General features: G+C 44.6%; 20 protein-coding genes. 15 read left to right on the plus strand and 5 right to left on the minus strand.

Going from position 1 to position 20746, the window contains the following annotated elements; all coding sequences use genetic code 11:
• Both ACK1LH_RS08625 and ACK1LH_RS08630 read right to left on the minus strand, forming a co-directional pair.
• A complete protein-coding gene (locus ACK1LH_RS08625) occupies positions 1-423 on the minus strand; it encodes a hypothetical protein (protein WP_035319098.1) in 423 nt (140 codons plus the stop codon).
• Positions 423-623, minus strand: a complete 201-nt coding sequence (locus ACK1LH_RS08630) for a YlaI family protein (RefSeq protein ID WP_029285115.1) — start codon at positions 621-623, stop codon at positions 423-425. The genes ACK1LH_RS08625 and ACK1LH_RS08630 overlap by 1 nt, the downstream gene beginning before the upstream one ends.
• A gap of 176 nt (positions 624-799) precedes the next feature.
• On the opposite strand from ACK1LH_RS08630, the gene ACK1LH_RS08635 reads away from it, so the two are divergent.
• Entirely contained in the window at positions 800-1255 is a 456-nt protein-coding gene (locus tag ACK1LH_RS08635; RefSeq protein WP_029285113.1) for a pyridoxamine 5'-phosphate oxidase family protein, read from the plus strand.
• Positions 1256-1282: 27 nt separating this feature from the next.
• Here the strand turns inward: ACK1LH_RS08635 and ACK1LH_RS08640 are convergent, their stop codons facing one another.
• Positions 1283-1897, minus strand: a complete 615-nt coding sequence (locus ACK1LH_RS08640; RefSeq protein ID WP_029285111.1) for a YhcN/YlaJ family sporulation lipoprotein — start codon at positions 1895-1897, stop codon at positions 1283-1285.
• Positions 1898-2067: 170 nt separating this feature from the next.
• On the opposite strand from ACK1LH_RS08640, the gene ACK1LH_RS08645 reads away from it, so the two are divergent.
• Positions 2068-3396: a PhoH family protein gene (locus ACK1LH_RS08645; RefSeq protein WP_029285109.1), complete on the plus strand. Its 1329-nt coding sequence runs from the start codon at positions 2068-2070 to the stop codon at positions 3394-3396.
• Positions 3397-3454: 58 nt separating this feature from the next.
• Here the strand turns inward: ACK1LH_RS08645 and ACK1LH_RS08650 are convergent, their stop codons facing one another.
• Positions 3455-3943, minus strand: a complete 489-nt coding sequence (locus tag ACK1LH_RS08650) for a peptidyl-prolyl cis-trans isomerase (RefSeq protein ID WP_411334954.1) — start codon at positions 3941-3943, stop codon at positions 3455-3457.
• A gap of 134 nt (positions 3944-4077) precedes the next feature.
• Here ACK1LH_RS08650 and glsA point away from each other — a divergent pair, with 134 nt between their 5' ends.
• The 5 genes from glsA to ACK1LH_RS08675 all read left to right on the plus strand — a co-directional run bounded on the left by glsA (position 4078) and on the right by ACK1LH_RS08675 (position 11941).
• Complete coding sequence (glsA, locus tag ACK1LH_RS08655) at positions 4078-5007, plus strand: glutaminase A (protein ID WP_282033483.1); 930 nt, start codon at positions 4078-4080, stop codon at positions 5005-5007.
• A gap of 112 nt (positions 5008-5119) precedes the next feature.
• Entirely contained in the window at positions 5120-5401 is a 282-nt protein-coding gene (locus ACK1LH_RS08660; protein WP_029285103.1) for a YlaN family protein, read from the plus strand.
• A gap of 263 nt (positions 5402-5664) precedes the next feature.
• Entirely contained in the window at positions 5665-6873 is a 1209-nt protein-coding gene (locus ACK1LH_RS08665) for an FtsW/RodA/SpoVE family cell cycle protein (RefSeq protein WP_029285101.1), read from the plus strand.
• Positions 6874-6942: 69 nt separating this feature from the next.
• The gene (pyc, locus tag ACK1LH_RS08670) at positions 6943-10386 is read left to right on the plus strand and encodes a pyruvate carboxylase (protein ID WP_029285099.1); all 3444 of its coding nucleotides are present in this window, start codon (positions 6943-6945) and stop codon (positions 10384-10386) included.
• Positions 10387-10516: 130 nt separating this feature from the next.
• Complete coding sequence (locus ACK1LH_RS08675; RefSeq protein WP_411334955.1) at positions 10517-11941, plus strand: cryptochrome/photolyase family protein; 1425 nt, start codon at positions 10517-10519, stop codon at positions 11939-11941.
• A 27-nt stretch (positions 11942-11968) separates the two neighbouring features.
• On the opposite strand, the gene ACK1LH_RS08680 is transcribed toward ACK1LH_RS08675, so the two are convergent.
• Positions 11969-12910 carry a COX15/CtaA family protein gene (locus ACK1LH_RS08680; RefSeq protein WP_029285096.1) on the minus strand — a complete coding sequence of 314 codons (942 nt, stop codon included), beginning with the start codon at positions 12908-12910 and terminating at the stop codon, positions 11969-11971.
• A gap of 463 nt (positions 12911-13373) precedes the next feature.
• On the opposite strand from ACK1LH_RS08680, the gene cyoE reads away from it, so the two are divergent.
• The 8 genes from cyoE to ACK1LH_RS08720 all read left to right on the plus strand — a co-directional run bounded on the left by cyoE (position 13374) and on the right by ACK1LH_RS08720 (position 20572).
• Positions 13374-14291, plus strand: coding sequence for a heme o synthase (gene cyoE, locus ACK1LH_RS08685; protein WP_411334956.1), 918 nt, complete (start codon positions 13374-13376; stop codon positions 14289-14291).
• Positions 14292-14390: 99 nt separating this feature from the next.
• Positions 14391-15470: a cytochrome c oxidase subunit II gene (coxB, locus tag ACK1LH_RS08690; RefSeq protein ID WP_203290105.1), complete on the plus strand. Its 1080-nt coding sequence runs from the start codon at positions 14391-14393 to the stop codon at positions 15468-15470.
• A gap of 34 nt (positions 15471-15504) precedes the next feature.
• Positions 15505-17376 (plus strand): cytochrome c oxidase subunit I, encoded by a 1872-nt coding sequence (gene ctaD / locus ACK1LH_RS08695; RefSeq protein ID WP_029285092.1) that lies wholly within the window; start codon positions 15505-15507, stop codon positions 17374-17376.
• The gene (gene ctaE, locus ACK1LH_RS08700; protein WP_029285090.1) at positions 17376-17999 is read left to right on the plus strand and encodes a cytochrome c oxidase subunit III; all 624 of its coding nucleotides are present in this window, start codon (positions 17376-17378) and stop codon (positions 17997-17999) included. The genes ctaD and ctaE overlap by 1 nt, the downstream gene beginning before the upstream one ends.
• Positions 18000-18003: 4 nt before the next feature.
• Positions 18004-18333, plus strand: a complete 330-nt coding sequence (gene ctaF, locus ACK1LH_RS08705; RefSeq protein ID WP_029285089.1) for a cytochrome c oxidase subunit IVB — start codon at positions 18004-18006, stop codon at positions 18331-18333.
• Positions 18334-18506: 173 nt separating this feature from the next.
• Positions 18507-19397, plus strand: coding sequence for a cytochrome c oxidase assembly factor CtaG (gene ctaG, locus ACK1LH_RS08710; RefSeq protein WP_029285087.1), 891 nt, complete (start codon positions 18507-18509; stop codon positions 19395-19397).
• 58 nt (positions 19398-19455) lie between these two features.
• Entirely contained in the window at positions 19456-19917 is a 462-nt protein-coding gene (locus tag ACK1LH_RS08715; protein WP_029285085.1) for a DUF420 domain-containing protein, read from the plus strand.
• Between the two features lie 145 nt (positions 19918-20062).
• Entirely contained in the window at positions 20063-20572 is a 510-nt protein-coding gene (locus ACK1LH_RS08720; RefSeq protein ID WP_029565559.1) for a GNAT family N-acetyltransferase, read from the plus strand.
• Positions 20573-20746: the final 174 nt, after the last annotated feature.

Genomic DNA, 20746 nt, shown 5'->3' on the forward strand with positions numbered 1-20746 from the left:
TCAACGTTGAGGTGTCTTTTTGTGTATGCATGCCGCAAGCACTGCGGCAAACAGAATATGGCCGGCAATCCACCAGGAGATCGCTTCAATATTAAAAATGCCGGGTGTTTCTTTAACAGCAAGAATGGTAAGGGGAAAATAAAGGAGAGCTGCAGGCAGGGTAAGGAGGAAAGATGCAGCCCATACTTTTCCTTCAGACAGCCTGAAAGCACGGGTCATCCAGCTGCAGACGATGCCAATTGCGACAGCCACCGCCAAATGCAGAATAAATTCAGCAAGTTCAGGAAGAGGCCTGCTGTAAATAAAGTCGATATTCAGCAGTAAGACATATACTTTTTCACCGCTGAATTGTTCGGCAAATTTAAGAAAAAGCCCCAAAAGGATTCCGCTCAGCAGGCCGGCGATGGCGCCTCTCAGTGCCACTACCAGCTGTCCTCTGTTTTTTTATCTCTGTAAAGCTTGAAATTTCCCGTATTTGCCCGTTCAATTGTCCGGTTTTCTATTCTGTTTTCACACTCTTTGCACATATATGTATGAATTGGCCTGTTGCGCAGACGCTTCGCCTGGAGTGTTTCATCATGGATCGTTTCAACTTTGTCGCACAGCACGCATTTTACTCTCATGTGACACCTCATTCTTTTTTTGTAGGAGATATTGAATTTGATTAAGCCGCCAGTTCCATTCGCAAGTTCGGCAGGCAGCGGAGTTTATCGGCAAAAAGGATGTCCGAATTTGAATGTAGCAAGCATTAGAAAAAAAAGGTATGATAGCATTATACAACGAATATGGAGGGAAGAAAATGGCTAATAAGTCAGAAACCAAATTGATTCAGCCTTTGTTTGACAATCTCCAGAAAGAACGTTTTGCTGTTTTTGCCACAATTGACTTTGAAACAGGCGCTCCAAATGTGTCAGCCGTCTCCTGGGTTTTTGCGCCGGATGAGGAGCGGGTGTACCTTGCGGTTGATAACCGCTCGCGCATTGTCAAAAATGTCAAAAAGCATCCTGCTGCAGCTCTGACGCTGCTTGCAAATGAGTCTACATATACTATTAACGGAAATGCACATATAAAAGAAGAAAAACTTGAATCTGTCCCACTGAAGCTTGCCCTGATCGAACTGGTGATCTCTGAAGTAAGAGATGTTATGTTTTACGGTTCGAAAATTTCGGCTGAACCAGCATATGAAAAAACATATGATGAAAAAGCAGCAGCTAAGCTTGACGGCCAGGTTTTAGAAGCCATGAAAAAAGCTTAGTTCAGCGTGAACTAAGCTTTTTTTGCTTCAATCTTTGTTTAAATGGTTTTCTGACTGATCATTCTGTTCGCGGTCAAGCTCTTTTTGCTCTTTCGTGTTGAGCTGATTGTTGTCCTGCTCAGTCGGTCTGTTATTGCGGTTTTGATTGTTCAGCGCATCATTCGGGATTTCGGGCATCACACGGCCTACTATGGCAGCAAGCTCATCAAGAATACCTGAGATTGGTTTGCCCTGCTGAAGATCTTTGCCGATTGCTTTTAGACGCACTGTCGTATCGGCATCTGCAATGATGACAGCATTTGCACCGTACGGGTCGTGCTGAATGCTTTCAGCAACCGCATATTTAATGGATTCAGCCTTGTTTCTGTCAAGCTCTGAGTTTACATCAATCCCTACAATGGCATATCTCCCGAGAACAACGGCGCTGGCATCATTTACACCAGGCACCCGTCCTGCAAGATCAACGAGGCGGCGTGAAATCTGCTGGCCCGTTTTCTTTTCAACCGGTTCATTGACAGAGTTCCTGACGTTCATCGGTTTTCCGTTTTGATCTTCAGAACGGTTTTGTTCTGATCCCTGATTAAAAGAACAGGCTGAAAGCATAAGCACAAGGACCAATGCTGAAAATGTCATACTGCGCATGTAATCACTCCTTTTAGACCATGCTTTTTAATTTTATTGTCCGATAAATCTTCTATCTTTATGCACCATTTCATATATTTTAGCAACGCTTCAATTACAGCTTGATTATTTCATGACCCCGAGCACGCGCAGCACGCTCTAAAAACCCGTATAAGGTAGGAGGCGGAAGGTTGAGTAAAATCTATGTTTTGGATACGAATGTCTTACTTCAAGATCCGAATTCCATTTTTTCATTTGAAGACAACGAAGTAGTCATTCCAGCAGTTGTACTAGAAGAGGTCGATTCAAAAAAAAGGTATATGGATGAAATAGGACGAAATGCAAGACATGTTTCCAAACTCATTGATAGCCTAAGGCTCATCGGAAAGCTGCACGAAAAAATACCGCTGCCGGGCGGAGGCTTTTTAAGAATTGAACTGAATCACCGCTCGTTTCACGAGCTGCAGGAGATTTTCATCGAAAAAACGAATGATAACCGGATCCTTGCGGTGGCGAAAAATCTGTCAATTGAAGAAGAGACAACTGAAAACGGCAGACCTGTCATATTGGTGAGCAAAGATACGCTGGTCAGAGTAAAGGCAGATGCAATCGGGCTGATTGCAGAAGATTTTCTGAGCGACAGAGTGGTTGAGATTGACCGGATCTACACGGGCTATCTTGATTTGTATATAAGCGGGGATGATCTCAACAGGTTTTATGAAAAAAATGAGCTGATTCTGGCAGAGGTGACAAATCATCCATTTTATCCGAATCAGTTTGTCATTATGAAGAATGCTCTCGGCGGTTCGTCATCTGCTATTGGAATTGTGGACAAAACCGGGAAAAAAGTAAAACGTCTGGTCTTTGATCATGATCATATTTGGGGGATAAAACCGAGGAACGTACAGCAGACAATGGCAATGGAGCTGCTTCTGAGAAACGATATGCCTCTTGTGACGCTGATCGGGAAAGCAGGAACAGGCAAAACGCTGCTTGCTTTAGCCGCTGGACTTATGCAGACAGAGGACCTGGGATCATTTAAGAAACTGCTTGTGGCAAGACCCATTGTGCCGGTCGGAAAAGATATCGGCTATTTGCCGGGGGAAAAGCAGGAAAAGCTCAGACCGTGGATGCAGCCGATTTATGATAATCTCGAGTATTTATTTAATGCCAAAAAGCCGGGGGAACTGGATGCCATTCTTGCCGGAATGGGTTCGATTGAAGTAGAAGCCCTCACATATATAAGAGGAAGAAGTATTCCTGAACAATTCATCATCATTGATGAGGCTCAGAATTTAACCAAGCATGAAGTGAAAACAATCCTGACGAGGGTTGGGGAAAAGAGCAAAATTGTCCTCATGGGGGATCCCGAGCAGATTGATCATCCTTACTTGGATGAATACAACAATGGGTTAACCTATGTAGTGGAGAAATTTAAAGACCAGCAAATTGCAGGGCATGTCAGACTTGTCAAAGGGGAGCGCTCAGGCCTCGCCCAGCTGGCCGCTGATTTGCTATAAAAAAGACGAAAAGCCGCTGATCTCAGCGGCTTTCTTAAGGGAAAGCAGAGAATGCTTTCTACTCAACAATTATTCTTTTTATGTTTTTAAAAGGATTGTCTTTATTGCTTCCGTCACCATAGTAAAGAGTAGCAGGTCCGTCACCTGCAAGGGGTTTGCCGTTTCTGCTGAAGCCGATTACGGCGTTTGAGGCTTCTTCCAGAGTCAGTTCAATTTCTCCTTCGACAGTGGAAAAAATGACTTTTCGTGCATCCGCTCTCGGCTCGGCATTTTGGAGAAACGGGTAAAATGGGATTCCGAACGTTCCGTTAAGAAGCGCCTCTTTTTTTGAAACTTTTCTTTCTTCCGGCATCCGCGCACCTTCTTTTATTTCCTGATCCCAATGTTTTGAAACAGCTTTTGTGTATTCTTCAAGCTCGTCAACGGAGTCTCTGGTTTCCTCAAAATAAGTGTTCAGATCCACTTTGCGGTCATCAAAAATCCAGACCCCCGGATCGAGTGTAATTGGATAGGCTACATTTCCTGTCAGAGTAATGATGGATTCCATTGCTGCACGTCCTTCCTTTAGTAAGCTCTTTGTAAAGTATAAGCGCTTTCCTGTATTTTGTCATGCCGCTCATGCTGATTCTTTTAATTGGGCAAACTACGTTTCATAATGATGAGCAGATGAGGTGAACGGAAATGCCGTGCAAGACGAATGAAGAGCTTGCTGAACTGGTGGAAGAAGCGAAAAAGGTGACGTCAGAAGGAAAAGTGGCGGATTATATACCGGAGCTTGGAAAAGCAGAAGCGGATGATTTATCCGTTGCCATTTACCATGTGGAAAACTCCTGTATGTCTGCCGGGGATATTGAAAAGACGTTTACTCTGCAAAGTATATCAAAAGTGCTGACCCTGGCTCTTGTTTTAATGGATCACGGGGAGCCCTTCGTTTTCAGCAAAGTTGGAATGGAACCGACCGGAGATCCGTTTAATTCGATCGTCAAACTCGAAACACACGAAAAACAGCGCCCTCTGAATCCAATGATCAATGCCGGGGCGCTCGCGGTCACAAATATGATTAAAGGCTCGACAAAGGAAGAAAAACTGCTGAGGTACATTGATTTCATAAGGAAGCTTACGTTTAACAAGAAAATAAACATCTGCAAAAATGTGGCCGCGTCTGAATTTGAAACCGCCTGGCTGAACAGGTCGCTCTGCTATTTCATGAAAAAAGACGGAATAATTGAAGGTGACGTTGAAGATCTGATTGATCTGTACTCCAATCAGTGCGCTATTGAGATGCACAGTTTGGACCTGGCAAAGATAGGGGCTGTTTTTGCGCTTGACGGCAAGCACCCTGAAACTGAACAACAGGTCATTCCAAAGGACATTGCCAGAATCTGCAAAACCTTTATGGTAACGTGCGGAATGTATAATGCTTCAGGGGAATTTGCAATAAAAGTAGGCATTCCTGCAAAAAGCGGGGTCTCAGGCGGAATTATGGGAATCGTCCCCTATCAGTTTGGAATCGGCATCTTTGGGCCGTCACTTGATGAAAAGGGGAACAGCATTGCAGGAATAAAACTCCTTCATCTTTTGTCAGAAAAATATGAATTGAGCATCTTTTAGCGGAAGAGGGCCGGCGTGCGGGAAACACCCTGTTTTTTCTTGATTTTTTCACGCTTACCCTATAATATTAATAGATAGATTAAGGTAATCGCTCGGGAACGGAGGGGTTCAATTGGCGTCTGAGATTGCAATTGATCATCGAGAAAAAGCACTTGCTCTTTTAAAAGCGGATGCTGATAAAATTACGAAGCTGATTCAAGTCCAAATGGACAATTTGACGATGCCTCAATGTCCTCTTTACGAAGAGGTTTTAGATACACAAATGTTTGGACTTTCAAGAGAGATTGACTTTGCTGTCAGACTTGATCTTATTGATGAAAGAGAAGGCAAGGCGATACTCGACACACTTGAGAGAGAGATGTCTGCACTTCATGAAGCTTTTACGAAAAAATAAGCTTCAAGGTAAAGCTTACAGAATGAAAATGAAAACTCAAACTGCCTGAAAATTGCAGTTTGAGTTTTTTTATAAGGTAAATCATTCCCGGAGCTTTAGACCTACATACTTTTTTAACTTGTTTCCGCCTGTCTAGCGGGTTAACATAAGTCGTGCCCCTTAAACCAAGATTTCAGAAGGAATTCCGTCTGCCAATCTCGAACAATAAAGGAAAAAGATCTACATCATGAAAACAGCAACTTGTAACGATAGGAAGCGATAAAATGATAAAAAAAATCTTAAAATCATATGACTACTCCCTTATTCTGGCGGTGCTTCTTCTGTGCGGATTCGGGCTTGTCATGGTATACAGTTCCAGTATGATTTCAGCGGTTGCAAGATGGGATTATGCGAGTGACCATTTCTTTGTCAGGCAGTCAATCTTCGTTGCCGCGGGATTTCTTGTTCTGCTTTTAGCCATGTTTTTTCCGTACAGAGCTTATCTGCAGCCGGTGTTTCTCAGAAGCGTCGTTCTGATTTCGATCGGCATGCTTCTTGCCATCTTTGTTTTCGGATCGGTAGCAGGGGGAGCCAGAAGCTGGTTTTCCGTTATGGGTTTTAAGCTGCAGCCTGCTGAATTTGTGAAACTGAGCGTCATTCTGTATCTCGCTGCCGTTTATGAAAAAAAACAGGCCTATATCGATCACTTTGGAAGAGGAGTTCTGCCTCCGATCATCTTTACAGGGTTTATCTGTGTTCTGATCATTTTGCAGCCGGATATCGGTTCTGCTTCCATCATTGCCATGATCGCCATATCAATGGTCCTGTGCTCGGGACTTGGCATGAAAAATATTGTGAAATTGCTGATTCTTGGTCTGGCAATGGTTGTTCTGATCAGTCCTCTTGTTCTTATTATGTGGGATGATATCTTTACAACGGAGCGTGTAAGCAGATTCACTGGCTTTATGGATCCATTTGCTGATGCAGGAGATTCAGGCTTCCACCTCATCAATTCGTATTATGCCATTAGTTCTGGCGGGCTTACCGGCCTTGGGCTTGGTGAAAGCATTCAAAAGTACGGATATCTGCCTGAATCGCATACAGATTTTATTCTTGCGATCATTTCTGAAGAGCTTGGCATCTTTGGCGTGTTATTTGTCCTTGTTCTCCTGGCTTTTATTGTGTTGAAGGGATTTCATATTGCACGCAGCTGCGATGATGCATTCGGCACACTCCTTGCCATTGGGATTTCGAGCATGATCGGCATTCAGACAGCCATTAATGTCGGCGGTTTAACCGGTCTTCTTCCGATAACAGGGGTTACGCTTCCGTTTATCAGCTACGGAGGATCGTCTATGATCCTGCTGATGCTCTCGATGGGCCTGCTCATAAACATTTCGATGTTTGTCAAATACCGCTCTGTCTATCAGAAGGACGAAGTGAAAAAAACGGCTGAGCTTAAAGGCAACGCGGTTCCTTTTCAGCAAAATTAAAGTGATATACTAATTTTAAATGTGCTATACTAATAATCGAGCAACTGATGAAGCCTAAGGGGGATTCCTATGACGCAGAAAACAATTCAGAAAATACTTGTAGCTAACCGCGGTGAAATTGCCATTCGCGTGTTCCGCGCCTGCACGGAGCTGAACATCAGAACGGTCGCTGTATATTCCAAGGAGGACTCGGGCTCTTTCCACCGTTACAAAGCAGACGAAGCATACATAGTCGGTGAAGGAAAAAAACCGATCGATGCCTATCTTGATATTGAAGGTATTATTGAAATTGCGAAAAACAACGGGGTTGATGCCATCCATCCCGGATACGGATTCCTGTCTGAAAACATTCATTTTGCAAGAAGATGCGAAGAAGAAGGCATTATTTTTATCGGGCCTAAATCCGCACATCTCGATATGTTCGGGGACAAAGTAAAAGCGAGAAAACAGGCCGAAATGGCAGAAATCCCTGTCATTCCCGGCAGCGACGGACCGGTTGCAAGCCTTGAGGATGTAGTTGATTTCGGCCGTAAAAACGGATATCCGTTCATTATCAAAGCTTCGCTTGGCGGAGGCGGACGCGGCATGCGTATTGTCAGAAGCGCCTCTGAGGTGAAAGAAAGCTATGAGCGCGCCAAATCAGAAGCGAAGGCTGCATTCGGCAATGACGAAGTGTATGTTGAAAAGCTGATTGAAAATCCAAAGCATATTGAAGTTCAGATTATCGGGGATGACCACGGAAACATCGTCCATCTTTATGAGCGCGACTGTTCGGTTCAGCGCCGTCATCAGAAGGTTGTGGAAGTTGCACCAAGCGTATCTGTAAGCGAAGAACTCAGACGGGAGATTTGCGATGCAGCTGTCAAGCTGATGAGCAACGTCAGCTATGTGAATGCCGGAACCGTTGAATTTCTCGTAGCAGGCGGAGAATTCTACTTTATTGAAGTTAATCCCCGCGTACAGGTAGAGCATACGATTACTGAGATGGTGACTGGAATTGACATTGTGCAGACGCAGATTATGGTTGCACAGGGACATGCCCTCCATAGCAGTAAAATCGGCATACCGCAGCAGGAGGAGATCAGAGTAACAGGCTATGCCATCCAATCAAGGGTAACAACAGAAGATCCTTTGAAAGGCTTTATGCCGGATACAGGAAAAATTATGGCCTACCGATCAGGCGGCGGATTCGGGGTCAGGCTTGATGCCGGCAACGGATTCCAGGGGGCAGTCATTACACCTCACTATGACTCTCTTCTTGTAAAGCTTTCAACACAGGCGCTTACCTTTGAACAGGCAGCTGCCAAAATGATCAGAAACTTAAGGGAGTTCCGCATCCGCGGAATCAAAACGAATATTCCGTTCTTAGAGAACGTCATCAAGCATGAAAAGTTTATGTCAGGTGAATATGATACTTCTTTTATCGACTCGTCTCCGGAGCTGTTTGTCTTTCCGAAGAAAAAAGACCGGGGAACAAAAATGCTTTCCTATATCGGCAATGTGACCGTCAACGGATTTCCCGGCATCGAGAAGAAAAAGAAACCTGTATTTGACAAGCTTCATATTCCAAAAGTCAAATACTCAGAACCGGTCCCTGAGGGAACGAAACAGATTCTGGACAGGCTTGGACCTGAGGGTCTTGTAAACTGGCTGAAAGAGCAGGATGAAGTGCTGCTGACGGATACAACTTTCCGCGACGCCCATCAGTCTCTGCTTGCCACGAGACTCAGAACAAATGACATCAAACATATTGCAGAGCCGACGGCAAGACTTCTTCCAAACTTGTTTTCTCTTGAAATGTGGGGCGGGGCTACATTTGATGTAGCGTACAGATTCTTAAAAGAAGATCCGTGGGACAGACTGCTGACAGTCAGAAAGCAAGTCCCGAATGTTTTGCTTCAGATGCTCCTTCGTGCATCAAATGCTGTTGGGTATAAGAACTATCCCGACAACGTGATCGAAGAGTTTGTAGAAAAGTCAGCCTATGCGGGCATTGACGTTTTCCGGATATTTGACAGCTTGAACTGGGTAGAGGGAATGCGGCCTGCCATTGAAGCGGTCAGAAAATCCAACAAGCTTGCAGAAGCGGCCATTTGCTACACGGGGGACATTCTTGATCCTTCCCGCCGGAAATATGATCTCGCCTACTATACGAATCTTGCGAAAGAACTTGAAGCATCAGGCGCGCATATTCTTGGAATTAAAGATATGGCGGGTCTCCTTAAACCTCAGGCAGCCTATGATCTGATTTCTGCACTGAAAGAAACAATCGATATCCCTGTGCATCTTCATACACATGATACGAGCGGAAACGGCCTGTTTACATATGCCAAAGCAATTGAAGCAGGTGTCGATGTCGTCGATACAGCTGTGAGCTCGATGGCAGGGCTGACTTCACAGCCGAGCGCCAATTCTCTGTACCATGCGCTGCAGGGAATGGAGCGCCGTCCGAATATTGATATTGAAGCGCTTGAAGAGCTTTCGCAGTACTGGGAAGGCGTGCGTCACTATTACCGGGATTTTGAGAGCGGCATGAATGCCCCTCACTCTGAAGTGTACATGCATGAAATGCCCGGCGGACAGTACAGCAATCTTCAGCAGCAGGCTAAAGGCGTCGGCCTTGACGACCGCTGGAACGAAGTGAAGGAAATGTACAGACGCGTCAATGATCTTTTTGGAGATTTGGTGAAAGTGACCCCGTCTTCTAAAGTAGTTGGCGATATGGCCCTGTTTATGGTTCAAAACAATCTGACAGAAAATGATATCTTCGAGCGCGGCGAGACGCTTGATTTCCCTGATTCAGTTGTAGAGCTGTTTGAAGGCTATCTCGGCCAGCCGCATGGCGGGTTCCCGGAAAAACTGCAAAGAATCATCCTGAAAGGCAGAGACCCGATTTCAGTGAGACCGGGAGAGCTGCTTGAACCGGTTGATTTTCCTGCCTTAAAAGAAGAACTGTTTGAAACACTCGGACGTCAGGTAACAAGTTTTGATGCGATTGCCCATGCGCTTTACCCTAAAGTCTTCCTCGACTACGCTAAGACGTTTGAGCAATTCGGTGATATTTCTGTACTCGATACACCTACGTTCCTGTACGGAATGAGGCTTGGCGAAGAGATTGAAGTTGAAATCGAACAGGGGAAAACCCTGATTGTAAAGCTTGTATCAATAGGCGAACCTCAGCCTGACGGTACGCGGGTTGTGTATTTTGAACTGAACGGCCAGCCGCGTGAAGTTATTATCCGCGATGAAAACGTCAAGGCGACGGTTACCGCCAAAATGAAAGCAGATAAAGGCAATAAGGATCACATTGGCGCGACAATGCCCGGCACAGTCATTAAAGTGCTTATCGAAAAGGGCGAAAAAGTAAGCAAAGGCGATCATCTTCTTCTTACTGAAGCTATGAAAATGGAAACGACCGTTCAGGCCCCATTCTCAGGCACCATAAAAGAGATTCATGTTTCAAACGGAGAAGCCATTCAGACTGGTGATCTGCTGATTGAAATGACTGTATAACTCTCATTTGTAAAAACGTCAAAGACAAGAGCCCGGTGTAAACCCCGCTCTTGTCTTTTTCTATTTGGAAGCCTATCATTTCTTTCATTCGCCTGGGGAAAACAGTACAATCATGAAAGAGGTGATTGTCATGAAGACAGCAGCAGTCTGGTTCAGAAGAGATTTGAGGCTGCAGGATCATACAGCCCTGTCTGAGGCCGTAAAATGGGCAGAAGAACATAACGGAAAGCTGTTTTTGTTTTTTCAGCTGAATCCAGCTTTTCTCGAAAAGCCGGCAGACTTCCGCCATCACTATTTTTTTCAGACATTAAAGGCGTTTGTGGACAACTGCAGGGATCATAAAATTGCCTTTCATCTGATGTATGGCGAGACAGAAGAAATAATGGAAATGGTTATTGAAAAGGTGCCTGAGATCAACCTGTTTTTATTTAATGAAGATGAAACAGGCTACGGAAAAGAACGTGATGACAAGGTGAAAAGGGTTCTGAAAGAAAATGAGGTCGATTACTGGACATTTCAGGATCATTTCCTTCATGGGGCCCGGGAAGTGAAAAAGCAGGACGGCTCCCTTTACAAAGTCTACACGCCTTATTACAAAGCGTGGAGCAAGCTTGAAAAAAAACAGCCTGCTGAAATCGATCTGAAAAAACTCAAGTCCTGCTCCGTTTCCATACAGGACCTCCCAGATACAGGTGCTGAAAAGCTCGAGGAGATGATCGGCAGCCTTGAAGAAAGGGAGGACATCGGGGAAGAAGCTGCGTTAAAAACCCTGAAGGAGTTTACAGACGAAAAATTAGAAGATTACCATAAAAAAAGAGACCTTCCGGCTGAAGCGGGGACGAGCAGGCTCTCAAGATATTTAAAAACTGGAACCATCTCTATCCGCACCGTCTATCACCACATCATGCAGACTGAGGATCATCCTCAGGATACGGGAAAAGAAACATTTATCAAGGAGCTTGCCTGGCGGGACTTTTATAATATGGTGTACGTTCAGTTCCCGAACAGCGTGAAGGAAGAAGCGGATAAGCGCTACCGGTCAATCAAATGGAATACGGATAAAGAGAGGCTGAAAGCGTGGAAAGAAGGTAAAACAGGCTATCCGATCGTTGATGCGGGCATGAGGCAGCTGAATGAAGAGGGATGGATGCATAACCGGCTGAGAATGATCACAGCTTCCTTTTTAACGAAAGATTACTTGCTTGACTGGAGACTCGGGGAGGCGTATTTTGCAGAAAAACTTGTCGATTATGAGCCCGGCTCCAACATTGGAGGATGGCAGTGGGCAGCATCTGTCGGAACAGACCCGGTCCCGTATTTCAGAGTGTTTAATCCGGTCACGCAATCAAAAAAGTTTGATCCGGACGGAGAGTACATCAAAAAATACGTGCCCGAGCTTCGGGACGTTGACGTGAAACGAATTCATGAGCCGTGGAAGATGAGCAGCGGGGAGCAGAAAGAAGCAGGCTGCATCATCGGAACCGATTATCCGGAACCTACAGTTAATCACAGCGAACAGCGGGTAAAAGCAATTGAAATGTTTCAGGGCATATAAAAAAGAGAGGCGTCATCGCCTCTCTTTTTATATGGCTTTCTTATCTTCTTTGTTTTTTAAAGCCTCACGGTTAATGCGGTTGCGGCTGATCAGCAGGATGAAATAGCTCAGCACGCCGAACAGACAGGAAATGATCAGTGCGTGGGCCAGGGCAACACCAAGGTTCAGCCCGGTTAATACGACAAGCGCGCCTGATGCGACCTGCATGGAAATAAGGGCAAATGCTATGATCCATCCATAATAGACGACTTTCTGATGTTTATAGTGCTTAACTGCGGTATAAGCAGCATATGCCACCCAAACGAAAATCAGAGCAGCTGCAAATCTGTGGCCCATTTGAATCCACTCATGCAGGGTTGCCGGCAGTCCGTATGGTCTGTTGCTGCACATCGGCCATTCCGGACATGCGAGGCTTGCGCCTTTATGTCTGACAAATGCGCCTGTATAGACCACGATATATGTGTAGCTGATGATGCCGATGCTGTGGAATTTCATCCTTTTATCAATAATAAGGGACTCTGTATCAAACTTTTTGTCCACTTCAAAAATCAGCAGGGTGAGCAGCAGCACTGATGCAAAAGAGATAAGAGAAATACCGAAATGCAGGGCAAGAACGGCATCAGACTGTCCCCATTTTACTGCGGCTGCACCAATAAGCGCCTGAAGAATCAGGAAGAAAAATGAAAGTGCGGCCAGAAATTTCGTTTCCCGCTTATGTCCAATCTTGATCCAGGAAGTAACAGCAAGCAGCAGGACAAGAATCCCCGCAAGGCCGCTGACCACCCTGTGGCTGAGCTCAATGACAAGCTCCGGGGTAATTTCAGACGGAATCAGTTCTCCGTGGCAAAGCGGCCATGAATCTCCGCATCCTGCGCCGGATTCCGTTTTTGTGACAAGCGCTCCCCCTAGAAGCACAAGAAGCATCACAAGTGTTGTGAGCACACCAATTCCTTTTAATGCTCGATGCAAGATGTTCACCTTCTTATTCGTAGTAATGAGCTTATGAAAACCGGACATTTCAAAGTCCGGCCAGGCAACAAATAATGACAATATCTATCTACTGTTTATTATACTGGCAAAACAGATTGAATGAAAAGGAATGATATGGAGAAATCCCATTAGAATCATTTTTTCGCAAAAGATTCCATTATCTATAAAAAATTCCTGACAGGTATGATAGAATGTTAACGTGGTCATAAAGGTATGCCATTTATTTTTAGAGTATCAGTGAATGAATTGCTTTTCAATGAATTAGCCGGCTCTCCTGTTCTGCTTCACAATTTCGACAAAACTTCTTCATATTTTGTTCACAAAACAAGAACCGATTATGGTTTAATATCAAGAAGGAAGCGATTTTGAAAATATTGCTTAATTTAGTATGATATAGCAAGCTGCACAGCCGGCAGCAGAGCAAAAAGGGGGACTGTCATACGTGCCAGATTCAAGGACCTCGAAAGAAACGGGATTCGGTGAGGTAGTTTATGAAACAACCGTATTAAAAGACTTTTTGAGCCTTATCAAAATGGGAATCGTTAATTCCAATTTGATTACCGCTTTTACAGGCATCTGGCTTGCGCTGTATTTTAACGGGCAAAGTTTTCTTGGGAATATTGACACAGTTCTGTATGCGCTCTCAGGATCAGCTCTTGTGATTGCAGGATCTTGTGCCATTAACAACTTTTATGACCGTGACATAGACCATATTATGGAGCGGACAAAGACGAGGCCGACTGTCACAGGCAGAATGAATCCAATTCAGGCACTGTGGATTGGTGTTTTATTGCTTGTATTCGGATTTATCATGCTTTCCATGACAACGGCAGCAGCAACGCTTATCGGGTTGATCGGCGTAATTACATACGTCTTTTTATATACAATGTGGACAAAACGCCACTATACGCTTAATACAGTTGTCGGCAGCATCTCCGGTGCCGTTCCTCCTCTCATAGGATGGGCAGCTGTTGATGCAGACCTCAGTGTGACGGCATGGGTATTGTTCATGATCATGTTTATCTGGCAGCCGCCCCATTTCCTCGCTCTCGCAATGAAGCGGGTTGAGGAATACCGGGCAGCCGGGATACCAATGCTGCCTGTCATACACGGATTTGCTGTTACAAAAAGGCAAATGATGGTCTGGGTAATCTGTCTGTTGCCTTTGCCGTTTTACTTGTTTCAGCTCGGGGCTGCGTTCATCATTCTGGCAACTGTCCTGAACATCGGCTGGCTAGTGATTGCCCTGTCCGGCATAAGGGCTAAGGATGACCTGAAATGGGCAAAGTGGATGTTTATTTATTCGCTGAACTACTTAACGATCCTTTTTGTGGCGATGGTACTTTTCACGATCAACTAGGTTAGAAATTCTTTCTTTTAGGAATTTACATAGAAGGAATTGACGATTCCTGTTTAGCATGCGGGGATTAATTTACTGAAAGAGGGGTTTGATTTAGCTATGGAAAAGAGGCTGACAAAATTTCGTCTCGTTGCCGTATTTGCAATGCTGACACTTGTCCTAGCCGGCTGTGGTGAACCATATCTTTCCGCTCTTCAACCAGCTGGTGAAGTAGCGGATATGCAGTACTCGCTTATGATTTTGAGTACACTCATCATGGTCATTGTAATCGCAGTCGTAACTGTGATCTTCATTTATGTGGTTGTGAAGTTCAGACAGCGCAAAGGTGAGGAAAATAAAATTCCTGAGCAAGTAGAGGGAAGTCATAAACTGGAAATCATTTGGACTGTTATTCCTATTCTTTTACTTCTTGTGCTGGCGGTTCCTGTAGTTTCTGCAACATTTGAGCTTGCAGACGTTAAGGCGATGGACAAAAAAGACCGCAAGCCTGAAGATGCAGTCGTTGTAAACGTCAGAGCAAACCTTTACTGGTGGGAATTCGAGTATCCTGACTACGGGATCATCACGAGCCAGGATTTAGTTGTGCCGACAGATGAAAGGGTTTACTTTAATCTGATTGCTTCCGATGTTAAGCATTCATTCTGGGTGCCTTCTGCAGGCGGAAAAATGGATACAAACACGGAGAATGTGAATAAATTCTGGCTTAATTTTGACGGTGACCGTGCTGAGCAGGCCGGAGAATATTTCTACGGTAAATGTGCTGAGCTTTGCGGACCTTCACACGCTTTGATGGATTTTAAAGTTGAAACAAAATCCAAGGAAGAGTTTGTTCAGTGGGCTGAAGAAATGAAAAATGCCAAAGCTGTTGCATCTTCTGACCTTGCTAAAGAGGGAGAGAAGCTGTTCCAGGAAAAAAGCTGTATCGGCTGTCATGCTGTCACTCCGGTGGATGAGCGTCCTGAACAGGCAAGAACTGCTCCAAACCTTGCAAGCTTCGGCGAGCGTTCACGAGTTGCAGGAATTCTTCCTCATAATGAAGAGAACATCAGAAACTGGCTGAAAGATCCTGAACAGTACAAACCGGGCAATAAAATGACAAAAACATATCCGGAACTGAATGATCAGGAACTTGATGCTCTTACAGAATACTTAAGCGGCTTGAAGGTAGAAGCCAAATAAGATTGTCTTAGCAGAATAAAAGGGAGGTAACACTGTGAGTACGTTAACTCAGAAAAAAGGGTTCGGCGCAGTTCTCTGGGACTACCTGACAACGGTAGACCATAAGAAAATCGCCATCCTTTACCTGGTTTCCGGCGGCTTCTTCTTCCTCGTGGGAGGTCTGGAAGCGATGCTGATCCGTATTCAGCTCGCTGTACCGGATAATGATTTCATCTCAGCCGGACTATATAATGAAGTATTGACTATGCATGGCACGACCATGATATTCCTGGCAGCGATGCCGCTGATTTTTGGATTTATGAACGCGGTTGTACCGATTCAGATCGGAGCGCGCGACGTTGCATTTCCTTTCTTGAACTCACTTGGGTTCTGGCTTTTCTTCTTTGGAGGATTGTTCCTGAACATGGGTTGGTTTTTAGGGGGAGCACCTGATGCAGGCTGGACGAACTATGCGTCGCTTGCCCTCAATTCACCGGGACACGGAATTGATTTTTATCTTCTGGGTCTTCAGATATCAGGTTTCGGAACTCTTATTGCAGGGATTAACTTCCTGGCAACAATCATTAACATGCGTGCGCCTGGTATGACTTATATGCGCATGCCGCTCTTTACCTGGACAACATTTGTTGCATCTGCACTTATCTTATTTGCTTTCCCGCCGCTTACTGTGGGTCTTGCAATTATGATGTTTGACCGTGTATTCGGAACTGGGTTTTTCGTTCCTGAGCTTGGCGGAAATACGATTATCTGGGAGCATTTATTCTGGATCTTCGGACATCCTGAGGTTTACATCCTGATTCTTCCTGCATTCGGAATTTTCTCTGATGTCCTTCCTCATTTTTCTAAAAAGCGTCTTTTCGGATACTCTTCCATGGTATTCGCAACTGTGCTTATCGGCTTTTTAGGATTCATGGTATGGGCGCATCATATGTTTACAACTGGTCTTGGACCGATTGCAAATGCGATTTTCGCCGTTGCCACAATGGCAATTGCTGTTCCTACGGGCATTAAGATCTTTAACTGGATGTTTACTATGTGGGGCGGAAGCATCCGCTTTACGGTTCCGATGATCTGGTCTGTAGCTTTCATTCCGACATTTGTAATGGGCGGAGTAACAGGAATCATGCTTGCCGCTGCTCCAACAGATTATCAGTATCATGACACGTATTTCGTTGTAGCCCACTTCCACTACGTTATTGTAGGCGGAGTTGTCATGGGATTGTTTGCAGGCCTTCACTACTGGTGGCCGAAAATGTTTGGAAAAATGCTCGGCGAAAAGCTTGGCGTCGTTACATTTGTCCTGTTCTTTACAGGATTCCATTTAACTTTCTTTATTCAGCATTTCCTTGGACTGATGGGGATGCCGCGCCGTATTTTCACATTCCTGCCTGGCCAGGGACTTGAAATGGGTAACTTAATCAGTACAGTCGGTGCATTCCTGATGGCAGCCGGAACAATCGTATTGCTCTGGAACATCATTATTTCATCGATTAAAGGTGAAAAAGCTGCAGGAGATGCATGGGGAGACGGGCGCAACCTTGAGTGGGCCGTTTCATCACCGGCACCTGAATACAACTTTAAACAAACTCCGCTTGTACGCGGACTTGATGCACTTTGGGTAGAAAGAATGGAAGGCAATAAAGGAATGACTCCAGCAGAACCGCTTGGCGATATTCACATGCCTAATGGATCGATTCTTCCTTTGATCATGTCTTTCGGACTGTTCGTTGCTGCATTCGGACTGCTTTATCATTCAGAACACGCATGGGGCATCCCGGTTGTTATCATCGGATTTGGCATTACTCTAGGCTGTATGTTCCTGCGTTCCATCATTGATGATCACGGTTATCACATCCACAAAGAAGATTTGATGAATGATGATAACGATAAGGGGGTAAAGGCATAATGCATGTTGAGGAAAAATTGACAGCTGAAACGTTCCCTGCCTCACCTGAAAAGGCGACCCTTGAAGGCAAAAATAAATTTTTGGGCTTCTGGCTCTTCCTTGGCGGAGAGACAGTCCTGTTCGCATCGTTGTTTGCGACGTTCCTGGCTCTCAGGGATTCTGACAACGGAGGGGCAACTACCCAGGAAATGTTTGAGCTTCCGCTCGTATTTGCTGCAACGATGCTTCTTTTGACAAGTTCACTGACCAGTGTATATGCAATGTATCACATGAAGAACTTTCAATTTAAAAAAATGCAGCTTTGGATGGGAATCACGGTTCTATTAGGAGCTGCCTTCCTAGCACTTGAGATTTATGAATTTAATCATTATATTCATGAATACAAATTCACGATTACAAGCAGTGCACTCGGGTCTGCCTTTTACACGCTTGTCGGAACACATGGTGCCCACGTGGCATTCGGTCTCCTTTGGATTACAACATTGATGGTCCGCAATGCAAAAAGAGGACTGAACTTATACAACGCACCTAAATACTACGTTGCAAGTCTTTACTGGCATTTCATTGACGTTGTATGGGTATTCATCTTCACAGTTGTATACTTAATGGGAATGGTGGGATAAACTGATGGCAAATCAAAACTCAGGAAACCCAAAAGTAGATCTTGCTTATCGCCGCAAGAAAAACAAAGAAGATATGAAGTATCAGGTTGTAACCTTTGCACTGATGATCTTCCTGACTGTCGTTGCATTTGTTGCAATCGGATATGACGGCATAGCAGAATGGTTTAAGATTCCATTTATCCTTCTTCTTGCTGTCGTACAGGTTATTTTCCAGCTTTACTACTTTATGCACATGAGCCACAAAGGACATGAGGTGCCTGCGCTTTTCCTTTATTCAGGAATCGGCGTTGCCTTTTTGACAGTCCTTGCTTTTGTCACAATCATTTGGTGGTAAGTTCTGATCCGGCTGATTTTTCAGCCGGATTCTTTTTATGTTTTCTTTCAGTCAATCCTGCGGGACGCCTGTCTTTGTCATAGAACGTTCATTGATAGCGCTTCATCTAAGGTGTATAATAAGACAAGGAGTATTAGCAGAAATAGGAGTTGAACTCATTGTTAAATTTAGAAATGTTTGGTTTTAGAGCAATGTGGAGCCCGATTTTTTTTCTGTTTACAGCAGGCATTCTTGTGCTCTATTTCCTTGCAGCAGGGCCTCTGAGAAGCAGATTTAAAGAAAGCGCTCCTGTCACGATCAAACAGAAAGCTCTGTTCACGTCGTCCATTCTGCTTCTTTATGCGGTAAAAGGCAGTCCTCTGGATTTAATGGGGCATTTAATGTTCAGTGCACATATGACACAAATGGCCCTCTTATATTTGCTCGTTCCGCCGCTTATGATTTACGGTGTGCCCGTATGGATGTGGAGAGCCATCATTTACAGACCGGGAATTAAACAGACGGTTTCCTTCCTGTCCCGTCCGCTGATTGCCCTTTTTGTATTTAATGGCGTATTTTCGCTCTATCATATTCCTCTTGTTTTTGATGCGGTGAAAACAGACCATATTCTTCATGCGGCTGTTACCATCTTTATTTTTATTGCCGCAATGCTTATGTGGTGGCCTCTATTAAATGAGCTTCCCGAATGGAGAGAGCTAGGCGGAATTAAGAAGATCGGCTACATATTTGCAAATGGAATGCTGCTTACACCGGCCTGTGCGCTGATCATCTTTGCAGAGACATCTTTGTATTCCACCTACTCGAATCCAAGCGCCTGGGCCAGCGCTCTTGAGCTGTGCGTTCCTGCAAGCATGCTGGCAGGTCTTGATCTGACCGGCCCGGAAATGTTTAACACCCTTCCTTTAGTCGAAGACCAGCAGCTTGGCGGCATCATGATGAAGATTATTCAGGAATTTGTCTATGGGGGACTGCTCGGGATTATTTTCTTTAAATGGGCCCGTAAAGAAAGAGAGAAAGACGAACTTGAAGAACGCAGCCGTCTTGCTCCTCAGCCGGTAAAATAAGATACGCTCCGGTTTTTCTGCTTATCAATCTATGATTACTATATTAGGAGCTGCCAATATGAACGTACCTCTTTTACCTACAATCAGTACAGCCTTTATCGTTCTCAGCGCTGCAGCCGTTGCCGTTGGATGGTATCTTATCAAACAGCGGAGAATAGAGGCGCATCAGAAGGCGATGATGACGGCCGCTGTATTTGCAGTAATCTTTTTTATTGTCTATGCATCGCGGACGATCTTTGTCGGGAACACTGCTTTTGGCGGACCTGATTCGATTAAAATCTACTATACTGTATTTTTGATTTTCCATATCACTCTTGCAACTGTAGGGGCAGTGCTTGGAATCATCATGCTGGTCTCAGGTTTTAAAAACAGGCTTGCAAGGCACAGAAAGCTTGGACCCGGAACAAGCATCATCTGGTTTTTTACTGCAATCACAGGAGTTGCTGTTTATTTTCTCCTTTATATTCAATACAAAGGCGGAGAAACGACATCTGTGTTTAAAGCGATATTGGGATTTTAAATGTGGAAGCAATAGAATGAAAGATTTCTATTGCTTCTTTTTTTATGCTCTAATCTTGAAAAAACGCTCTGCAGGAAGTATAGGACGCTCATTATGGCCATAAAATGAAAGTATGAGGGAGTTCTTGAAAGGGAGTGTCGGGAAGATGATCGAAATTATAACAGACCGGCTTTTAATTATTCCTTGTTCACTGGATATTGCAAAGTCGCTGATTTTTCACAGAAAGGAACTGGAAACCCGGTCCCCGATTGGAATACCCTGTGCCTGGCCTTCTTCTGCTGTAAGAGGGATGCTCCCGCTGTTTATTGAAAAGCTCGAGAAAAACGATCAGGAGCACGGATTGGGTCTTTGGCTGATCATTTTATACAATGAAAAAAGAATTATCGGAGATTTGTTTCTTCAGGGAATACCTGATGACAGCGGGACAGTCGAGCTGAGCTACAACATTCACGAGGCGGCTGATGAAGAAAGTCTGACCTATGAAGCGATTGATGCTGTCATGGAATGGCTGACAAGTGAACGAAAAGTAGCCAGTATTCAGATGGAGTGTCTGGATGAGAACAGCAAGTCCATCAAACTGTTTGAAAAGCTCGGTATGATCTGCACGAAAAAAGAAGATGTTTTCTTATCCTGGGAGCTGAAAAAGAAAGCGTAGAAGAGGGGTGTGCAGCATAGGCGAAGCCAAAAAAAGAATGGAAGCAGATCTGCCATTTTTTCAAGCTGCACCCGGGGAGGATTTATTTGTCCGCCTTAGAGAGCTGACTTATTCGGGTCATAAGCTTAAAGCCGTTCAAGTAAGCGCATCTCCTTTCATTAATTGGAGGTCCAG

It is taken from the genome of Metabacillus indicus (assembly GCF_046603695.1).
GTDB lineage: Bacteria > Bacillota > Bacilli > Bacillales > Bacillaceae > Bacillus_P > Bacillus_P indicus.

Bases quoted from the DNA above. Each gene is read 5' to 3' on its own strand.
- ACK1LH_RS08630 (WP_029285115.1), bottom strand. From the start codon at position 623: ATGAGAGTAAAATGCGTGCTGTGCGACAAAGTTGAAACGATCCATGAT.
- ACK1LH_RS08635 (WP_029285113.1), top strand. From the start codon at position 800: ATGGCTAATAAGTCAGAAACCAAATTGATTCAGCCTTTGTTTGACAAT.
- ACK1LH_RS08640 (WP_029285111.1), bottom strand. From the start codon at position 1,897: ATGCGCAGTATGACATTTTCAGCATTGGTCCTTGTGCTTATGCTTTCA.
- ACK1LH_RS08650 (WP_411334954.1), bottom strand. From the start codon at position 3,943: ATGGAATCCATCATTACTCTGACAGGAAATGTAGCCTATCCAATTACA.
- glsA (WP_282033483.1), top strand. From the start codon at position 4,078: ATGCCGTGCAAGACGAATGAAGAGCTTGCTGAACTGGTGGAAGAAGCG.
- ACK1LH_RS08665 (WP_029285101.1), top strand. From the start codon at position 5,665: ATGATAAAAAAAATCTTAAAATCATATGACTACTCCCTTATTCTGGCG.
- pyc (WP_029285099.1), top strand. From the start codon at position 6,943: ATGACGCAGAAAACAATTCAGAAAATACTTGTAGCTAACCGCGGTGAA.
- ACK1LH_RS08675 (WP_411334955.1), top strand. From the start codon at position 10,517: ATGAAGACAGCAGCAGTCTGGTTCAGAAGAGATTTGAGGCTGCAGGAT.
- coxB (WP_203290105.1), top strand. From the start codon at position 14,391: ATGGAAAAGAGGCTGACAAAATTTCGTCTCGTTGCCGTATTTGCAATG.
- ctaE (WP_029285090.1), top strand. From the start codon at position 17,376: ATGCATGTTGAGGAAAAATTGACAGCTGAAACGTTCCCTGCCTCACCT.
- ctaF (WP_029285089.1), top strand. From the start codon at position 18,004: ATGGCAAATCAAAACTCAGGAAACCCAAAAGTAGATCTTGCTTATCGC.
- ctaG (WP_029285087.1), top strand. From the start codon at position 18,507: ATGTTTGGTTTTAGAGCAATGTGGAGCCCGATTTTTTTTCTGTTTACA.
- ACK1LH_RS08715 (WP_029285085.1), top strand. From the start codon at position 19,456: ATGAACGTACCTCTTTTACCTACAATCAGTACAGCCTTTATCGTTCTC.
- ACK1LH_RS08720 (WP_029565559.1), top strand. From the start codon at position 20,063: ATGATCGAAATTATAACAGACCGGCTTTTAATTATTCCTTGTTCACTG.